This is a genomic window from Ensifer sp. 1H6 (assembly GCF_001976035.1).
GTDB classification, from domain to species: Bacteria; Pseudomonadota; Alphaproteobacteria; order Rhizobiales; family Rhizobiaceae; genus Ensifer; species Ensifer canadensis.
On record NZ_MOAI01000004.1, the window covers coordinates 59,260 to 76,463 of the forward strand.

Sequence of the window (17,204 nt, forward strand, 5' to 3'; positions counted from 1 at the left end):
GGGGAATTCATGACCGAGACCAACAACGGCAAGGCTCATTCCGCACTGACGGAACTCGCGACCTTCGTCACCACCGACATCGCCGGCATCACCCGCGGCCGCAGCTTTGCCGCTGCACAGATCGACGACTATCTGCGCAAGGGCGTCGGCTGGGTGCCTGCCAATCTGGCGCTGACACCCTTCGACCAGATCGCCGAAAACAATCCCTGGGGCTCGGCCGGCGACCTCAGGCTGATGGCCGACCCCGCCAGCAAGGCGCGCGTCACCTGCCTGCCCGACGTCACCCCGCTGCATTTCTATCACTCCGATATCACCGACCTCAAAGGCGACCCGTGGGAGTGCTGCGTTCGCAGCTTGCTCAAGCGCACGCTTGAGGAATTCGAGCGCGAGGCCGGGCTGAAAGTCATCTCCGCCGTCGAGCAGGAGTTCCAGCTTCTCGGCGTCGACTGGCCCGACGCGCCGTCCTTCGGCCTGCGCGCGCAACGCCGTGCCGAACCCTTCGGCCCGCTGTTGATGACGGCACTGCAGGAGGCGGGCGCCGAGCCGGAAATGTTCCTGCCCGAATATGGCAAGGACCAGTTCGAGATCACCTGCCGCCCGGCGGATGCGCTGACCGCTGCCGACCGTGGCGCCACGATCCGCGCCATCACCAAGGAAGTGGCCGCCCTCTTCGGCTGGAACGCAAGCTTCGCACCGAAGACGAGCGCCAACGGCGTGGGCAACGGCGTGCACCTACATGTCAGCTTCACCGATCTTGACGGCAATCCTGTCACCTTCGACGCGTCGCGCCCGGGTCGCCTGTCGAAGGTCGCCGGGTCTTTCGCCGCCGGCGTTATCCGCCACCTCCCGGCGCTGACCGCCTTCACCGCCCCGTCGGTGCTCTCCTACATGCGGCTCGTTCCGCACCATTGGAGCGCTGCCTATACCTGCCTTGGCGAAAAGAACCGCGAGGCGACGCTCCGCATCTGCCCGACGCTGGATCTGCCCGGCAGCAATCCGGCCAAGCAGTTCAACATGGAGTACCGCGCCGCCGACGCCTGCGCGAGCCCGCATCTGTCGCTGGCCGTCCTGCTCAAGGCCGGCCTCGAAGGTATCCGGGCTGGCCTCGAACAGCCGCCGCTGATCAACTCGGACCCGTCCGATTTTTCCGACGCGGACCAGAAGAAGCTCGGCATCCGCCGCCTGCCTGCAAGCCTGCCGGAAGCGCTCGAAACGCTTGCCGAAGACAAGGTGGTGACCGGCTGGTTCGCCAAGGACTTCCTCGATTGCTACGTCGCGATGAAGCGCAAGGAAATCGAGATCGTCGACGGCCTCTCCCCCGACGAACTCTGCGCCCGCTACGCGGCCGTCTACTGATACGGATAGGCTCCCATGACTTCGACAACGGCCATCAAGAGCCCCGACGACCGACGCGGCAGGCACGACGCCCGCCAGCCGCTTCTGGCGATCGACGAGCCGCCGCCCTATGCGGTGTTTAACCCGGACGGCAAATCGCCGTTCCTGCTTTTGTGCGAGCATGCGTCCAACCGCATGCCGCGTGCACTCGGTGACATGGGATTGCCCGAACACGAGCGCCAGCGCCATATCGCCTGGGACATCGGGGCCTTGGCACTCGCCCAGCATCTAAGCCTCAGCCTCGACGCGCCGTTGTTCTTCACCAACTATTCAAGGTTGGTGATCGACTGCAACCGTCCGCTTTCGGCGCCGTCCTTCATTCCGGAAGTGAGCGAAACGACGGAGATCCCGGCCAACCGGGATCTGAGCGAGATGGAGCGACAGCAGCGGATCGATACGCTGTTCAGGCCCTTCGCCGATGCCGTTTCCCGGCGCCTTGATCTACTGCAGGCAAGGGGTGAACGGCCGTTTGTCGTTGGCGTGCACAGTTTCACCCCCGTCTATTTCGGCAATCAGCGCCCGTGGCAGGCGGGCATTCTCTATCGCGATGCCGAGGCTTTCGCGCAGTCGCTGATCCGGGACCTGAGTTCGGAAGAGCAACTGACGATCGGCGACAACGAGCCCTACAACATCCACCCGGACGAGGATTATACGGTGCCGGTGCATGCCGACGCGCGCCAGCTGCCGGGCGTGCTGATCGAAGTCAGGCATGACCTGATCGATACCGACGCGGGCGTAAAGGCGTGGGGTGAGCGGCTGACCCGTTGTCTCCAGACGAGCCTCAGGGAGTGCCGCCCGTGACCGAAGGCCTTTACGCCAGGGACGGACACGCGATTGCCAACCTGCAGAAGCTGCGCTTCTTTCCGCTCGCCATCGCCGGCGGCAAGGGTGTACGTCTCGTCGAGGAGAACGGCCGCGAGCTGATCGACCTTTCCGGCGCCTGGGGAGCTGCAAGCCTTGGTTATGGCCATCCCGCCCTGGTCGAGGCCGTGTCGCGGGCTGTTGCCAACCCGGCGGGCGCAAGCGTTCTCTCCGCCGCCAACGCACCGGCGACCGCCCTTGCGGAAAAACTGCTCGGCCTTTTCCCCGGCAAGGGACGCAACAAGGTGTGGTTCGGCCATTCCGGCTCCGACGCCAACGAAGCAGTCTTCCGGGCGATCGCCAAAACCACCGGCCGCACCGGCGTCATCTCTTTCATTGGCGCCTATCACGGCTGCACCACCGGCTCGATGGCCTTTTCCGGCCACAGCGTCCAGGCGGGTGCGACCAAGGCGGAGGGGCTGATCCTGCTGCCCTACCCCGATCCCTACCGGCCTTATCAAGGCGACGTTACAGGCGAGGCAATCCTCGACCTCCTGAAACAGCAGTTTGCGACCTCGGCACCGCCGGAGCGGATCGGCTGCGCCTTCATCGAGCCGATCCAGTCCGACGGCGGGCTGATCGTGCCGCCGATGGGGTTCTTCGAAAAATTTGCCGATCTCTGCCAACGGCACGGCATCCTCGTCGTCTGCGACGAAGTCAAGGTCGGGCTCGGCCGCAGCGGCAGGATGCACTGCTTCGAGCATGAGGATTTTGTGCCCGATATCCTGACGGTCGGCAAAGGGCTCGGCGGCGGCCTGCCGCTTTCGGCAGCGATCGGCCCGGCCGAGATCATGGATTGCGCCACGGCCTTTGCGATGCAGACGCTACATGGCAACCCGGTGTCGACAGCTGCCGGCCTTGCCGTGCTCGAAACCATCGAGCGCGAGGGACTGGCCGAAGCTGCCCACCGAAAGGGCGAACGTTTGCGCCAGGGCCTGCGGCAGCTTTCCGGGCGTCACACGCTGATCGGCGATGTGCGCGGACGCGGCCTTGCCTGCGGCGTGGAGCTGATTGCCGACCGCGACAGCCGTTCACCGGCAGCAAGAGAAACGGCCAAGCTGATCTACCGCGCCTATGAGCTCGGCCTCGTCGTCTATTATGTCGGCATGAATTCGAACGTTTTGGAGATGACCCCGCCGCTGACGATCTCGGACGCGGACATCGACCAGGCGCTCGACATTCTCGACCGCGCCTTTGGCGATGTCGTAGCCGGCCGGGTTTCAGACGCGGTGCTTTCAGAATTCGCCGGCTGGTGAGGCAGTCCTACCGGCGTCTGCCGTCGGTGGGACCCGCGTCTACCAACCCTCGTCAAGAACACGCGTGAGCATGTCGGCAAAAAAGTCGGCGCTTTCCCGGCTGAGGCAGAGCGGCGGCTTGATCTTCAAGACGTTCAGGTGGTCGCCGGTCGGCTGCATGATGACGCCAAACTCAAGAAGGCGATCGCAGATGGCCGCGGTCTCTTCTGTCGCGGGCTCCAGCGTTTCGCGATCGCGGACGAACTCGACACCGAGATAAAGCCCCATGCCGTGCACGGCGCCGACCAGCGGAAACCGCTGCTCCAGCGCTTCGAGCCTCGTCTTGAGGTAGCCGCCGACGACGCGCGCGTTGTCCTGCAATTTCTCCTCTTCGAGAAGATCGAGCACCGTCTGACCGACGATGGAACTCACCGGACTGCCGCCTGATGACGAGAAGAAATAACCTTCCTTCTCCAGGGCGTCGGCAATCTCACGCCGCGTGATGACGGCGCCGAGCGGATGGCCGTTGCCCATGCCCTTGGCGATGGTGATGATATCGGGCACGACGCCCTGTTCCTCGAAACCCCAGAAATAGTCCCCGAGCCTGCCGTAACCGACCTGCACCTCGTCTGCGATGCAGACACCACCGCGCTGGCGAACCATGGCATAGACGGCGTCGAGATAGCCTTTCGGCAAGGGAATGCCGCCGGCGTTGCCATAGACCGGCTCACAGATGAAGCCGGCAAGGCCTTGCCCCCCGTCCTCCAGTTCGCGCAATTTGGTCGCAACCGACCGGACGTAATTGTCGGTCGTGCCGGCGCCGCGGAACGGGCCTCGATAGGTGTTTGGCGCCACCACGGCATGCACCCAGTCAGGGCGGGTCTCAAGCGCCTGCGGGTTGTCAGCGATCGAGGTCGAGACCGCGTCGCTCGCCACCGTCCAGCCGTGATAGGCCTCGAGCAGACTGACGATGTTGCGCTGGCCGGAAAAGGCCCAGGCGAGCCGCAAGGCGAGATCGTTCGCTTCCGAGCCGCTGTTGACCAGGAACACCGTGTCGAGGCCATCGGGCGCGAGTGCTGCAAGCCGCGCGGAAAACTCGGCGACCGAAGCATAATGGAAACGCGAATTCGTATTGAGCAGCGACCATTGCCGGCCGACCGCTGCCGCCAGCCGCGGATGTCCGTGGCCGAGGATGGTGACGTTGTTGACCATGTCGAGATAGGCCCTGCCCTCGACGTCGAACAGATGTTCCTTCCAGCCGCGTTCGATCTGCGGTGGATTGCGATAGTAGTTTTTCTGCTGCCTGGCGAAGTGCCGCTTGCGGCGGTCAAGCAGGTCGGTCGAATGCGGTCTCGGCGCATCGCAGTCGAAACCGAGGATGCCTGATGGTGACGGGCAGAGCATGCGCCACGCATCCGCCTGATGGGCCGGGACAAACAGCGGCGGGTTCAGTCCCGGTTCGCGGCAGAGCTGCACCCGGATCAGGCCAAGCCCATGGCCGGCCTCGACCACCGTGCCGATCGGCGTGCCGGCAGCAACCGTCTCTTCCGTATCCTCGGACGGTTCGAGACCGGAGAGATGGAGAACGACCGCCCCACCGTTCAGGACCATCCGCCCGTCATGCCATTCGGGTCGGCCGGCAAAGGGTGCCCTGACGACAGTCCCGGTCGGCAGGCAGAGATCGACATGCAGGGCGAAGGTCGGCATCGGCGCGGACGCCCGAAGCGCGCTCTCGGTCATCCGGTACTCGCCATACCGGGTCGACGCCATCCCGATCGCGTGCGCCGCCGTCTGCAGCAACGAGGCCGGCAGCGCCTCGTGCTGCCAGCGCTCCTCGGGAAGCAGCGGGCTCAAGATGGAAAGATCGATCTGGCGCACGCCGGCAGGCTCGATGTCGACGAGCAATCCCTCACCCACCACCGGCATCGTCGCCTCCGGTACCGCATCGACGGCACGCAGGATCGCGTATTGCATCATGGCCGGCGGTACGGAGACGGCAACGTCGAAGATCTCGCGCTCATGGGCCGCGTTGCCCTGCACATAGGCGTTCTCAGGATCGATGGTGAGCTGCTGCTCGGAACTGGCGATCAGAACCGCGGCACGCGCAACGATCAGCGGCCACAATGCCTTCAGCTCGTTTTCCTCAAGCGGGCAAACCGCGTGAAAGGCCCTGATGGCCGGCAGAACGAAGAGAGGATCGCCATCGGCATGATGCAGCAGCGAAGCGCATGTGACGGCGAGCTCTGCGACGAGCCAGCCCTTCAGAATATCGCCGAAATCGATGACGCCATCCGGGATCGGCCGGCGGCCGCATCCGGTTGGCCGACGACATTGTCGTCAGTCACATCATGGTGGATCGCCTGGAGGCGCAGATCGGCCGTCAGCGGCTGCAGCCGGCGCATGGCCCCGACCATCGCCTCGGCGATGCGCTTCTTCAGGCCCTCGTCGGTCATGGCGGAAAGCAGGTGCAAGGCGACCGGTGCGGCGTGGCGTAGATCCCATTGCAGCTCGCGGTCGAGGCCCGGATGATCGAAATCGCTGAGTGCCACCGCCAGCCGCCCGGCAATGTCGCCGAGCGCGGCCACGGTTTCCGCTGTCAGATGTTTGCGCCGCGTCAACGGCACGCCATCGAGATAGGTCAACAGGCGAACGCGATAGTCCTCGCCGCGCACCGTCACATCGACGATGTCGTTGCCATCGAGCGCGCGCATGACCTGCGGCACCCGCACCGAGCCGGTCTGACGGGCGAGATGCAACAAGGCGGCGTTCTGGGCTTGCAGTTCCAGCGGATCGTAGGCCGCTCGGCAGATCTTCAGGACGAAAAGTGCCTCGCCGGTGTCGATCCGGTAGTTGCGATCCTGCTGGCTGCCCAGTTCGGTCAGGGTGCCGGAAAGGCCGAAATGCTCCGAAAGAATGCGCGCAGCGTCCTCGGGCGTCACATCGGGCCTTGGCAATTGCGTGCGAAGCTTCAGCGCGTCTTCAACCATAATGTCGCCTCCATCACATCCGGCATCATGCCGACTTCCGAATCGACCGAACGGGTCTCCTGACTATTGCGACACACCTTCAAGGCGATAGCGCGTCCCGGGATAGAGCAGGCGCGCCGTCGTCACATTGGCGGTGTCGGACCAGGTGCGACGCCGGATCATAAGACAAGGCTCGTTGCGGTCGATGCCGAGCAGCTTGCATTCCCATGGCTGCGGCGACACCGCCTCGACGATCTGTTCGGTGCGGGTGATCGGTGCGACCGCCGTCAGATAGGCGTTCGGCGTCATGTCGCGGAAATCCTGCTTCATGTATTTCGGGCAGATGGCCGGGTTGACGAACCGGTCCTCGATCTGAATCGGCAGGCCGTTTTCCGAATGCACCATGATCGAATGGAAAACTCGTGCGCCGGTAACAAGCCCGAGCGCATAGCCGATTTCCGAAGGTGCTACCTCCTCCTGCATCAGCGTCATGCGCGAAGTATGGGCGTGGCCGCGCTCGCGGATCTCGTCGGCGATGTTGCGCACTTCCAAGAGCGCCGTGCTGCCCTTGTGTGCCGCGACGAACGACCCTACCCCCTGAACGCGGGTGATCGCCCCCTCGGTCGCCAGCTCCCGCAGCGCCCGGTTCGCGGTCATGCGGCTGACGCCGAGATCGGCGACGATCTCGTTTTCGGAAGGAATACGATGATGTGCCGGCCATTCCCCGCTGTCGATGCGGGTGCGGATGAACTGCTTCACCGCCTCGTAGCGTGGCACCGGTCCGTCCTCGAATGCGGCCATTTCGATCCTTCGCCTGAGTGCCGTTATTGGCATTTTTCCCGCCCTTTCCGGAAAGCAAACAAATCATGCGTATCCGGCAATGATTCTTTTCGTTCATTTCGCGCTTGCGCGCCACAGCAAAATATCTATAGTTCCATATACAACTACGTACAGGAAAATCGCAACATGGCAACTTTTCCCGTCAACCGGCTCTTCGCCGACCATGTGCTTCTGCCGACAGGCTGGGCGCAGAATGTCGCCATTGCGCTCGATGCGTCAGGCGGCATCGCCTCCATTGAGACCGATCAGACGATCGCCGACGGCGACGAACGCGTTGCCGGACCGCTCATTCCAGCCGTCGCCAATCTGCATTCCCACGCCTTCCAGCGCGCCATGGCGGGCCTCGCCGAGGTCGCCGGCAGCGGCAACGACAGTTTCTGGACCTGGCGGGAAGAAATGTACCGCACCGTCGGACTGGTGAACCCCGACGACGTCGAGGCGATCGCCGCCAAGCTCTACATGGAGATGCTGAAGGGCGGCTTCGGCCATGTTGCCGAATTCCATTACCTGCACCACACCGCCGACGGCACGCCCTATTCCGACCCGGCCGAGATGTCGCTGCGCATTCTCGCTGCCGCGCAATCGACCGGCATCGGCCTCACCCATCTGCCGGTCTTCTACGCTCATGCCAATTTCGGCGGCGTCGCCCCGAACGTCGGCCAGCGCCCCTTCCTGCATGACCCCGATCGTTTCCTCGCACTCCTGGAACGCCTGGCGCCGATCTGCCGCGACAATGGCCAGACGCTCGGCTACGCCATCCATTCACTGCGCGCCGCGACCCCGGAAGAGATGCGCACGATCCTCGAACGTGCACCCGTCAACGGACCGATCCATATTCACGTCGCCGAACAGACCAAGGAAGTCGAAGACAGCCTTGCCTGGAGCGGTCGCCGCCCTGTTCAGTGGTTGCTCGACGAAATGCCCGTCGACGAGCGCTGGTGCTTGATCCACGCGACCCATCTGACCGACGAGGAAAGACAGCGGCTGGCACGGTCGGGCGCGGTCGCCGGCCTTTGCCCGGCAACGGAAGCCAATCTTGGCGACGGCATCTTTCCAGCCGTCGACTACATCGCCGAAGGCGGACGCCTCGGCATCGGCACCGACAGCCATGTGGCAACCAGCGTCGCCGAAGAACTGCGGTTGCTGGAATACGGCCAGCGCCTGCGCGACCGGCGTCGCAACCGGCTCGCCGCCGCCCCGGGCGCATCGGTCGGCCACACCATTTTCGATGCGGCCCTCAAGGGTGGCGCCCAGGCTGTCGGCCATAAGGCTGCCGGCATTGCAGTCGGTGCCCGCGCCGATTTCGTCGTGCTCGACGGCTCCAATCCGTACATCGCCGCCGCAAGCGGCAATCAGATCCTCGACCGCTGGCTGTTTGCGCTCGGCGGCGAGACCGTCCGCGACGTCATGGTCGCGGGACAGTGGAAGATCCGCAACGGACGCCATGATCGGGAGGAAGACATCGACCGTGCTTTCGCGCGGGTGCTTATGAAACTGAAGTAGCAATCGAAGCGACTATCAAAAAAAGGGGAATGCGCATGTCGATCAGCAAACTGAAACTCACCCTCGCCGCCACCGGCCTCGTGCTTGCCGCTTCTGCCGGCAACGCCAGCGCCTCCTATTGCGGCGACGGCAAGACCGTTACCTTCGCCGGCATCGACTGGGAAAGCGGCGCGTTCATCACCGAGGTGATGAAAACCATCCTGTCGAAGGGCTACGACTGCCAGGTGGATTCGATCCCCGGCAATTCGGTGACGCTCGAACAGGCGACCGCCAACAACGACGTCCAGATCTTCGCCGAGGAATGGCTCGGCCGCTCCGACATCTGGAACAAGGCTGTCGAGGAAAAGAAGGTCGTGGCCATCGGCAAGACCTTCGTCGGCGCCAGCGAAGGCTGGTTCGTGCCGGAATACGTCATCAAGGGCGATGCCAGCCGCAACATCGAGGCCAAGGCGCCGGACCTGAAGAGCGTCTCGCAGCTTTCCGATGCCAAGATCGTCGAACTCTTCGCCGATCCGGAGGAGCCGTCCAAGGGCCGCTTCCTCAATTGCCCGTCCGGCTGGACCTGCGAGGGCGTCAGCACCGCCAAGCTTGATGCCTACAAGCTCGGCGAAACCTATGTGAACTTCCGTCCCGGCACCGGCACGGCGCTCGATTCCGCAATCACTTCGGCCTATCTGCAGGGCGAGCCGATCCTGTTCTACTACTGGTCTCCGACCGCGATCATGGGCAAGTTCAAGCTCGTCCAGCTTGAAGAGCCGGCCTACAACGAAGCCTGCTGGAAGGAGCTTTCGAGCGCCACCGGCAAGCGCGACCAGGGCTGCGCCTTCCCGTCCGTCGATGTTTCCTACGGCGTCAACAGCACCTTCGCCCAGGAAGCCCCCGAGATCATCGCCATCCTCGAAAAGGCGACCTTCCCTCTGGAAGACGTCAACGGCAGCCTTGCCTACATGACCGACCAGAAGGTCGATGCAGTGGCGGCAGCGGCCGAGTTCCTGAAGACCAAGGGCGACATCTGGGGCAAGTGGGTCTCCGACGAGGCCCGCGGCAAGATCGAAGCCAGCCTGAAGTAAAGTCCGTTCGGTCGGCCGACGCGGGTCTGATGCGCCTCGCCTCTGTCTGAGACAGGGCGGTCCCATCGGACCCGCGCCGGCCCCACCCTTCGACACCCCGAGGCAAGCGCCATCGGCGGCGGCATTGCGTCCGTCATGGCCCGAGCAAGGAACGACATCCGATGTTTCCGGATTCCCTCAATCTCTCCATCCGCGCGCCGGTGAACGAGTTCATCCAGACGCTGGTCAGCAGCTATGGCTGGGTCTTCAAGGCGATCAGCGCGGTGATCCTGAAAGCCGTGCTGTTCATCGAATGGATCCTGCGCGGCCTGCCCTGGTGGGTCGTCATCCTCGCCTTCATGGCGCTTGCCTGGCAAAGCTCCAAGCGCTGGACGCTGACGGTCGCCGTCGGCGCGCTCCTGTTCTTCGTCGGCGTGCTCGGCCTCTGGGATCTTACCATGCAGACGCTGGCGCTGATGCTGATGGCGACGCTGGTGTCTGTGGCCATCGGAGTTCCCATGGGCATTCTCGTCGCCAAGAGCCGGCTGGTGCGCAACATCACGCTGCCGGTGCTCGACGTGATGCAGACCATGCCGAGCTTCGTCTATCTGATCCCGGCGCTGATGCTCTTCGGCCTCGGCAAGGTGCCGGCGATCCTCGCCACCATCATCTATGCCGTGCCGCCACTGATCCGCCTCACCGACCTCGGCATTCGCCAGGTCGACCACGAGGTGGTCGAAGCGGCAACGGCCTTCGGCGGCAGCCCCAACCAGATCCTCTTCGGCGTCGAACTGCCGCTGGCAACCCCGACGATCATGGCCGGCCTCAACCAGACAATCATGATGGCGCTGTCGATGGTGGTCGTCGCTTCGATGATCGGCGCGCGCGGCCTCGGCGAGCAGGTGCTGAACGGCATCCAGACGCTTGACGTCGGCAAGGGCCTGGAAGCCGGCATCGGCATCGTCATTCTGGCAATCGTACTCGACCGCATCACGCAAGGTTTCGGCAAGAACCGGACGGAGGATCCCCGCAATGGCTGATATCGAGATCCGCAACGTCTACAAGATCTTCGGCCAGGACGCCAAGGCGGCACTCGCCATGGCCAAGGACGGCCTCGACAAATCTGAGATTCTCGCCCGCTCCGGCTGCAGCGTCGGCCTCAACGACGTCAGCCTGACGATCGGTGCCGGCAAGATCTTCGTCATCATGGGCCTGTCCGGATCGGGCAAGTCGACGCTTGTGCGCCACATCAACCGGCTGATCGAACCGACCAGCGGCCAGGTGGTCTTCGACGGCAGCAACATCCTCGAGCTCGACGCCAAGGCGCTTCGCACCTTCCGCATGCACCGCGTCAGCATGGTGTTCCAGAGCTTTGCCCTGATGCCGCACCGCACCGTGCTGCAGAACGTCGTCTACGGCCAGCGGGTGCGCGGCCTTTCCAAGGCCGACAGCCGCGACATCGGCATGAAATGGATCGAGACCGTCGGGCTTTCCGGCTACGACGCCAAGTTCCCGCATCAGCTTTCGGGCGGCATGAAACAGCGCGTCGGCCTTGCCCGGGCGCTTGCCGCCGATACCGATGTCATCCTGATGGACGAAGCCTTCTCGGCGCTCGATCCGCTGATCCGCGCCGACATGCAGGACCAGTTGCTGCAGCTGCAGCAGAACCTGTCGAAGACCATCGTCTTCATCACTCACGATCTCGACGAGGCTTTGCGCATCGGCTCGGAAATCGCCATCCTGAAGGACGGCCAGGTGGTGCAGGTGGGAACGCCTGACGATATTCTCGACAAGCCCGCCAACGACTATGTCGCCCGGTTCGTCCAGCGCCGCCAGGGAAGGCCAGAAACTCATGACTGAAACCGTCACGCTTGATGGACCTGCAACCTGGGTCGAGATCGCCGCGGTCGCAGATGGCGCTCGGCTGACGCTTTCCGCGGCTGCTCGCCAGCGCATCGTCAAGGCCCGCGCCGTGGTCGAGGCGCTGGTCGATCGCGGCATCCGCGGCTACGGCATCAACACAGGTGTCGGTGCGCTTTGCGATGTCATCATCGACCGGGAAAACCAGCAGGCTCTGTCGCGCAACATCATCCTCAGCCATGCCTGCGGCGTCGGTGAGCCGCTCGGGCGAACCGAGGCACGGGCGGTGATGGCTGCCCAGATCGCCAATTTCGCCCATGGCTATTCCGGCGTCCGCATCGAGACGGTCGAGGCACTTCTGGCGCTGCTCAATGCGGGCCTCATCCCCAATATTCCGTCGCGTGGCTCTGTCGGCTACCTCTCCCATGCCGCGTCGATCGGCCTCGTGCTGATCGGCCATGGCTCGGCAAACGACGGCAAGGCAACAGTCAGCGGTGCCGAAGCCTTGCGTCGGCTCGAGCTCCAGCCCCGGCAGTTGCAGGCCAAGGAGGGCTTGAGCCTCGTCAACGGCACGCCCTGCGCCACCGGCCTTGCCGCGCTGGCGCTGTCGCGCGCACAAAAACTCTTCGCCTGGGCGGATGCCGCATCGGCGCTGACCTATGAAAACCTCGGCAGCCAGGCCAATGCCTTTGCCGCCGGCCCGCTGGCGCTGCGGCACTCGTCCGGACTGCAGGCGGTCGGCAAGACGCTGCGCGACCTTCTGGAGGATAGCCCAATGCTGGCGGCAAGCGCCGGCACGCGCACACAGGATCCCTTGAGCCTGCGCGCCGTGCCGCATGTGCATGGCGCGCCCGCGACGCCTTCGACCATGTGGCCGAGGTGGTGAACCGGGAGCTGGCAAGCCTCACCGACAACCCGGCCGTTTCAGGCACGCCGGAGGCGCCGGAGGTGCATTCGCAGGCTCATGCGGTTGGAGCAGCACTCGGTCTCGCCATGGACAGTCTCGCGGTCGCCGTTGCCGAAGTTGCGGCTATATCTGAGCGTCGTATCGACCGGCTGGTCAACCCGCTCGTCAGTGGCCTGCCCGCCTTTCTCGCCGGCGACAGCGGTGTTTCCTCCGGCTACATGATCGCCCAGTATACGGCGGCTGCCCTTGCCGCGGAGAACCGTCGCCTAGCAGCCCCCGCCAGCCTTGATGGTGGCATCACCTCGGCGCTGCAGGAGGATATCCTGACGCACGCCACGCCCGCCGCCTGGAAGGCGCTTGAAATCGTCGACAACCTCGAGCGCATTCTTGCAATCGAGCTGCTCGCGGCCGCACAGGCCTATGACCTGCAGCCCCGCGCAACGGCCAAGGCGAAACGCACCGAGGCGCTCTACCAGCGCATCCGCGCCGTCGTTCCCGTCTATGCAGACGACCGGCCGATGAACGAGGATTTCGACCGCATGCGGCTCGTCATTCAGGAAGAGACGCCATGAAGCTCCTGCCCGCCTCCGGCCACAAGCGCATGCCCTGGAAAAACGGTGGCGGCGAAACCATCGAGATATCAGTCTTTCCGGAAGGCGCATCGCTTTCGGAGTTTGACTGGCGGGTGAGCATGGCGACCGTCGCAAGCGATGGCCCCTTCTCTGCTTTTCCCGGCATCGACCGCACGCTGTCGATCCTTAAAGGCAACGGCATGACGCTCTTGATCGAAGGCCGCGACCCGGCCCGATTGACGGAGGCGGATGCGCCCCTTGCCTTCCCCGCCGACGTCGCCACATCGGCCAGCCTGATTAACGGCACGATCGTCGACCTCAATGTCATGACCCGCCGGGGCAAGCTCATCCATCGGGTGCGCCGGCTGGCGATCGACGGCGAGCATTCGCTGGCGAGCGAGGCTACCACCACCATGGTCTTTTGCCATCGCGGCGCGGTGGAGCTGGATGGTAACGGCCAGACGCTTGCGCTTTCCGTCGGCGATGCGGTGATCCTCGAGGGGCCGGTTGCGGCCACGGTGAAGGCGCCGGCACCGTGCGAGGTGTTTCTCATCGAGATCGACCCGGCGCCGAGCGTCTGACTGCGCCTGGTGCCGGCGGCCAGCTCCGCGCCGCTCTCCGATCGCGCAACCTCAGCTTACAACCGAACGGACGGCGCCAACACCAACGGCTACTTTGCGTCGCTGGCGCTGATCTCCTTCTGCTGCGTCATGATCGCCTCCGTCTGGATCTTGGTGTTCTGGCCGATGGCGATCATCCAGCGCTCCCCCTCCTTCACCAGGATGTAGAGCGGGCTGCCTTCCGCTTCTCCGAGGATCGGCGAGCCATCGTCCAGCACCGGGCGCTGGCGCCGGGAGAAAGCGTCGAAATCCGGCAAGCCTGAGCATTCTCGACGCTCCTCGCCAGGATTGGCACCGATTTTTCCGTTCATAATTCGGTAACCATACGGCGTGTTACCCGGGGAACAGCGCATTCGACGCCACAGGATAGTCTCCATGCCACGGTTTGACAGTCTCTCAACAGCAAACACAAGGCTTGGAGGATACGGACATGATCAAGACCGGTTTCGGCGTTTCCATCACCGTTCTGGCCTTCTCTCTGGCAGTGATCGCCTTCATGAATGTGGCCCTGTCCCAATATCGGGCGGCAGAAATTGCCGACATCACCCTGCCCGACTACAGCACGATCACCTCGTCCATCCATCGCTAAAGCGCGCCGTCTCGATTTCCACCGGGCAGGAAACCGGGTGGCTTGCCCGACGCTGAGGGGCAAGAATGCTCGATCAAACGATGGAGCCAGCCATGATGTCCCTGCTCACCCTCCACGCGTTGGCAGCCACACGAGGCGACGGTCTTCGCCTCGAACTCCTCACCGCGAAAACCTGATGTCCGTGGCCGGCAAACACGGCGTTTCACTTCACGCAGGCATTGAGCGCCTTGATGGCCTCATCGGCTCCCGCGAGATCGACCCTGGTTTGCGCAGCGCCGGCCGATTGAAACGTCAGTTCAGCGCTTTGCGCTAACGCCGATTGCAACGCGTCCCTGTCAGCGCCGACGTGAACAGTCAGGAGATGAGGCGTGCGGATATCGACTTCGCGTAGTGCAAACGCCTTGCCGCCGATCCTCAAGTCACCCGCGGATGCGCTCTTCTCGGTGAGATTCCAGCTGTTGTTGAAGAGGCTGAGGTGAAACGCCTGATTACGGTCGGCATACAGGATGAGCGCGATCTTTCGGTCGACGTTTTTCGACATCAGACAGCCTTTTCGTCCCCCATCCAATGGGTCTCCAGTCCAACTGCCCACCTGAAATTTTTGCTCAGAGCTTTCGCGCTTCGCCTCGTCCTGGTCACTTCCATCGCGCTCCATCTGCGGCGGCTTTCCGTCGGACCTGAACTGCAGAGCGTACTGGCTTTTGCCGATATCGGTGGCCTCGCAAACCGTCATGGCCTCGCCCTTGAAGGGGTTGGTGTAACCGCATCCGCCAGCCACTTCCTTCATCTCGAATTCAGCCGCTTCCTTACCGGGGTCCACAACGATCCTGTTGACGCTCTGCAACTGACTGTCCGGGTCGGGCTTCTCGGCCTCGCGTCCTCGGAAAGTCACTGCAACGCCGGACTTGAGGAAAACCGTGAAACCGGATCGGCCGTCTGGATAAACCGATTGTACCAGCATGCCGTCACATTGGCTCGTCCAGTCTTCACCTGCAACGATGAGGCTCTCACAGGTGCCGGTCAGCGTTCCCGTGGTCAGATCATCCGTGAGGGCCTGAGACTGGGCCGGCAGACTGATCAGCATACACGCGGCCAAGATAGCGGAAAACGGGCCAGCACGGAGTTTCGAAACTGCAATCGTCATAGTATTCGCCGAATCGCTCATATATTCAAAGTTGCGTTTAGCCTACAACGGCAATGGTCGGCCCGCCAGCGTTCCGCGCTGACAGCAGGAGGCTGAATTGGCAGCAGCAACCTGGGCGGGCAGCCATTGGCTACGACCGGTTCAGGCACCCCCAGAGCTTCGAGACCCGCTTTTCTCCAGATCTCCCTGATAGCCGCACTCTTGGCGGCAAGGCGACGGGCGAACCTAAGTACGGCGATCGCCATGATCGCGGCCTGACCGTTGCGCAGTCGGCCGGCGCTATTCTCCGCGTCAGGCAGAGCCGGCCGGTCTCCTTGAAACGTGAACGGCCGATGTCCTGGTGGAGAAACCTCCCTTCCCATTGTCGGCACGAACAAAGACTTCCCCTGGCATGACTTTGCTGCTTGGATGGACCGCACCAGCCGCCTCATGGCCGATGCCCATCCGTTGCCAGGAAGTTTCCGATGTCGAGCGATCATTCCCACCTCTGGCCCGGCGTTCCCCTCGCCCTGGGGTCCGCCGTTCTCTTCGGCGCCTCGACGCCGCTTTCAAAACTTCTGCTCGGCACCATTGACCCCTGGCTGCTCGCCGGCATGCTTTATCTCGGCGCCGGGATTGGCTTGGCGATCGTTCACCGCGCCCGCGCCCTGGTCGGACTCGATGGCGTCGAAGCGCCGCTGGCGCGCGCCGATATTCCCTGGCTGATTACCGTGATCCTGTTCGGCGGCGTGCTCGGCCCGCTGTTGCTGATGTTCGGCCTATCCCAGACCACGGCCGCCTCCGGATCGCTGCTCCTCAACCTCGAGGGACTGGCGACAATGGCGATTGCCTGGCTGGTGTTTCGCGAGAATGTCGATCGCCGCCTGCTCCTGGGCGCAGCCGCAATTTTATGCGGCGCGGTTCTCCTGTCGTGGAACGGTGCAGGCCTGAGCCTCGATCGCGGCAGCCTGCTGATATCAGGCGCCTGCCTTGCCTGGGGCATCGACAACAATCTGACGCGAAAACTCTCCTCCGCCGATCCCGTCCAGATCGCCATGATCAAGGGTTTGGCTGCCGGCGCCACCAACCTCGCCCTTGCCCTGTCGCTCGGCGCCTCGCTGCCGTCTGTCGGCCTCACGGCAGCAGCCGCCCTCGTCGGCTTCCTCGGTGTCGGCATCAGCCTCGTCTTCTTCATGCTCGGCCTGCGCCATCTCGGCACGGCGCGCACTGGCGCTTACTTCTCGCTCGCCCCCTTCATCGGCGCCCTTCTCTCGATCGCCCTCTTCCGCGACACGATCACCCTGCAATTCCTCTCAGCCGGCCTGCTGATGGCCTTTGGCCTCTGGATGCACCTGGCCGAGCGCCACGACCACGAACACACCCACGAGGCGCTCGAGCACGAACACGCCCATATTCACGACGAACATCACAACCACAGCCACGACGGCCCGGTCACCGAGCCGCACTCCCACTGGCACCGGCACGAACCGATGCGGCATAAGCATCCGCATTACCCGGACCTGCATCACCGGCATAGTCATGGGTGAGGGCGTTTAGGTGCCCTGAAATTACCTCTGAGACGGCTTGAAAGTGCGTCGAAGTTGCGGATTTTGGAGCATATCGGAAATGCAAATTTTCCGGACTTGCGTGGCAAAATTCCGGAAAAGCGCGAGCTATAGCGGCG

At 63.7% G+C, this 17,204-nt stretch carries 13 protein-coding genes and 2 pseudogenes; 11 read left to right on the forward strand and 4 right to left on the reverse strand.

Features of this window, described 5'->3' with window-relative positions; translation table 11 throughout:
- The first annotated feature begins 9 nt into the window (after positions 1–9).
- The 3 genes from BKP54_RS06250 to BKP54_RS06260 are packed head-to-tail and all read left to right on the forward strand — an operon-like array spanning position 10 to position 3,512.
- A complete protein-coding gene (locus tag BKP54_RS06250) occupies positions 10–1,356 on the forward strand; it encodes a glutamine synthetase family protein (protein WP_025424686.1) in 1,347 nt (448 codons plus the stop codon).
- Positions 1,357–1,371: 15 nt separating this feature from the next.
- Positions 1,372–2,196 (forward strand): N-formylglutamate amidohydrolase, encoded by an 825-nt coding sequence (locus BKP54_RS06255; RefSeq protein WP_082523521.1) that lies wholly within the window; start codon positions 1,372–1,374, stop codon positions 2,194–2,196.
- Positions 2,193–3,512, forward strand: coding sequence for an aspartate aminotransferase family protein (locus BKP54_RS06260; protein ID WP_025424688.1), 1,320 nt, complete (start codon positions 2,193–2,195; stop codon positions 3,510–3,512). Before BKP54_RS06255 ends, BKP54_RS06260 begins: the two co-directional genes overlap by 4 nt.
- Positions 3,513–3,551: 39 nt before the next feature.
- Here the strand turns inward: BKP54_RS06260 and BKP54_RS06265 are convergent.
- A pseudogene (locus tag BKP54_RS06265) lies at positions 3,552–6,478 on the reverse strand (aminotransferase).
- Positions 6,479–6,541: 63 nt separating this feature from the next.
- A complete protein-coding gene (gene hutC / locus BKP54_RS06270) occupies positions 6,542–7,285 on the reverse strand; it encodes a histidine utilization repressor (protein WP_128090381.1) in 744 nt (247 codons plus the stop codon).
- A gap of 138 nt (positions 7,286–7,423) precedes the next feature.
- Here hutC and hutF point away from each other — a divergent pair, with 138 nt between their 5' ends.
- From hutF to BKP54_RS06300, 6 genes and pseudogenes are all read left to right on the forward strand, one after another.
- Positions 7,424–8,800 (forward strand): formimidoylglutamate deiminase, encoded by a 1,377-nt coding sequence (hutF, locus tag BKP54_RS06275; protein WP_057206574.1) that lies wholly within the window; start codon positions 7,424–7,426, stop codon positions 8,798–8,800.
- 35 nt (positions 8,801–8,835) lie between these two features.
- Positions 8,836–9,870: an ABC transporter substrate-binding protein gene (locus tag BKP54_RS06280; RefSeq protein WP_057206637.1), complete on the forward strand. Its 1,035-nt coding sequence runs from the start codon at positions 8,836–8,838 to the stop codon at positions 9,868–9,870.
- Positions 9,871–10,031: 161 nt separating this feature from the next.
- On the forward strand, positions 10,032–10,889 hold the full coding sequence (locus BKP54_RS06285; RefSeq protein WP_025424693.1) for a proline/glycine betaine ABC transporter permease: 858 nt from the start codon (positions 10,032–10,034) through the stop codon (positions 10,887–10,889).
- Positions 10,882–11,709: a betaine/proline/choline family ABC transporter ATP-binding protein gene (locus tag BKP54_RS06290; protein ID WP_025424694.1), complete on the forward strand. Its 828-nt coding sequence runs from the start codon at positions 10,882–10,884 to the stop codon at positions 11,707–11,709. The genes BKP54_RS06285 and BKP54_RS06290 overlap by 8 nt, the downstream gene beginning before the upstream one ends.
- Positions 11,702–13,188 (forward strand): annotated as a pseudogene (gene hutH / locus BKP54_RS06295) (histidine ammonia-lyase). The gene BKP54_RS06290 and the pseudogene hutH overlap by 8 nt, the downstream one beginning before the upstream one ends.
- Positions 13,185–13,769: a HutD family protein gene (locus BKP54_RS06300; protein WP_025424696.1), complete on the forward strand. Its 585-nt coding sequence runs from the start codon at positions 13,185–13,187 to the stop codon at positions 13,767–13,769. The pseudogene hutH and the gene BKP54_RS06300 overlap by 4 nt, the downstream one beginning before the upstream one ends.
- An 89-nt stretch (positions 13,770–13,858) precedes the next feature.
- On the opposite strand, the gene BKP54_RS06305 is transcribed toward BKP54_RS06300, so the two are convergent.
- Positions 13,859–14,119 carry a hypothetical protein gene (locus BKP54_RS06305; RefSeq protein ID WP_128090375.1) on the reverse strand — a complete coding sequence of 87 codons (261 nt, stop codon included), beginning with the start codon at positions 14,117–14,119 and terminating at the stop codon, positions 13,859–13,861.
- Positions 14,120–14,238: 119 nt separating this feature from the next.
- Between BKP54_RS06305 and BKP54_RS35770 the strand changes: the two genes are divergently transcribed.
- Positions 14,239–14,397 carry a hypothetical protein gene (locus BKP54_RS35770; RefSeq protein WP_156408099.1) on the forward strand — a complete coding sequence of 53 codons (159 nt, stop codon included), beginning with the start codon at positions 14,239–14,241 and terminating at the stop codon, positions 14,395–14,397.
- Between the two features lie 202 nt (positions 14,398–14,599).
- On the opposite strand, the gene BKP54_RS06310 is transcribed toward BKP54_RS35770, so the two are convergent.
- The gene (locus BKP54_RS06310; RefSeq protein ID WP_057206582.1) at positions 14,600–15,541 is read right to left on the reverse strand and encodes a hypothetical protein; all 942 of its coding nucleotides are present in this window, start codon (positions 15,539–15,541) and stop codon (positions 14,600–14,602) included.
- Positions 15,542–16,005: 464 nt separating this feature from the next.
- Here BKP54_RS06310 and BKP54_RS06315 point away from each other — a divergent pair, with 464 nt between their 5' ends.
- The gene (locus tag BKP54_RS06315) at positions 16,006–17,067 is read left to right on the forward strand and encodes a DMT family transporter (protein WP_025424699.1); all 1,062 of its coding nucleotides are present in this window, start codon (positions 16,006–16,008) and stop codon (positions 17,065–17,067) included.
- The last annotated feature ends 137 nt before the right edge of the window (positions 17,068–17,204 follow it).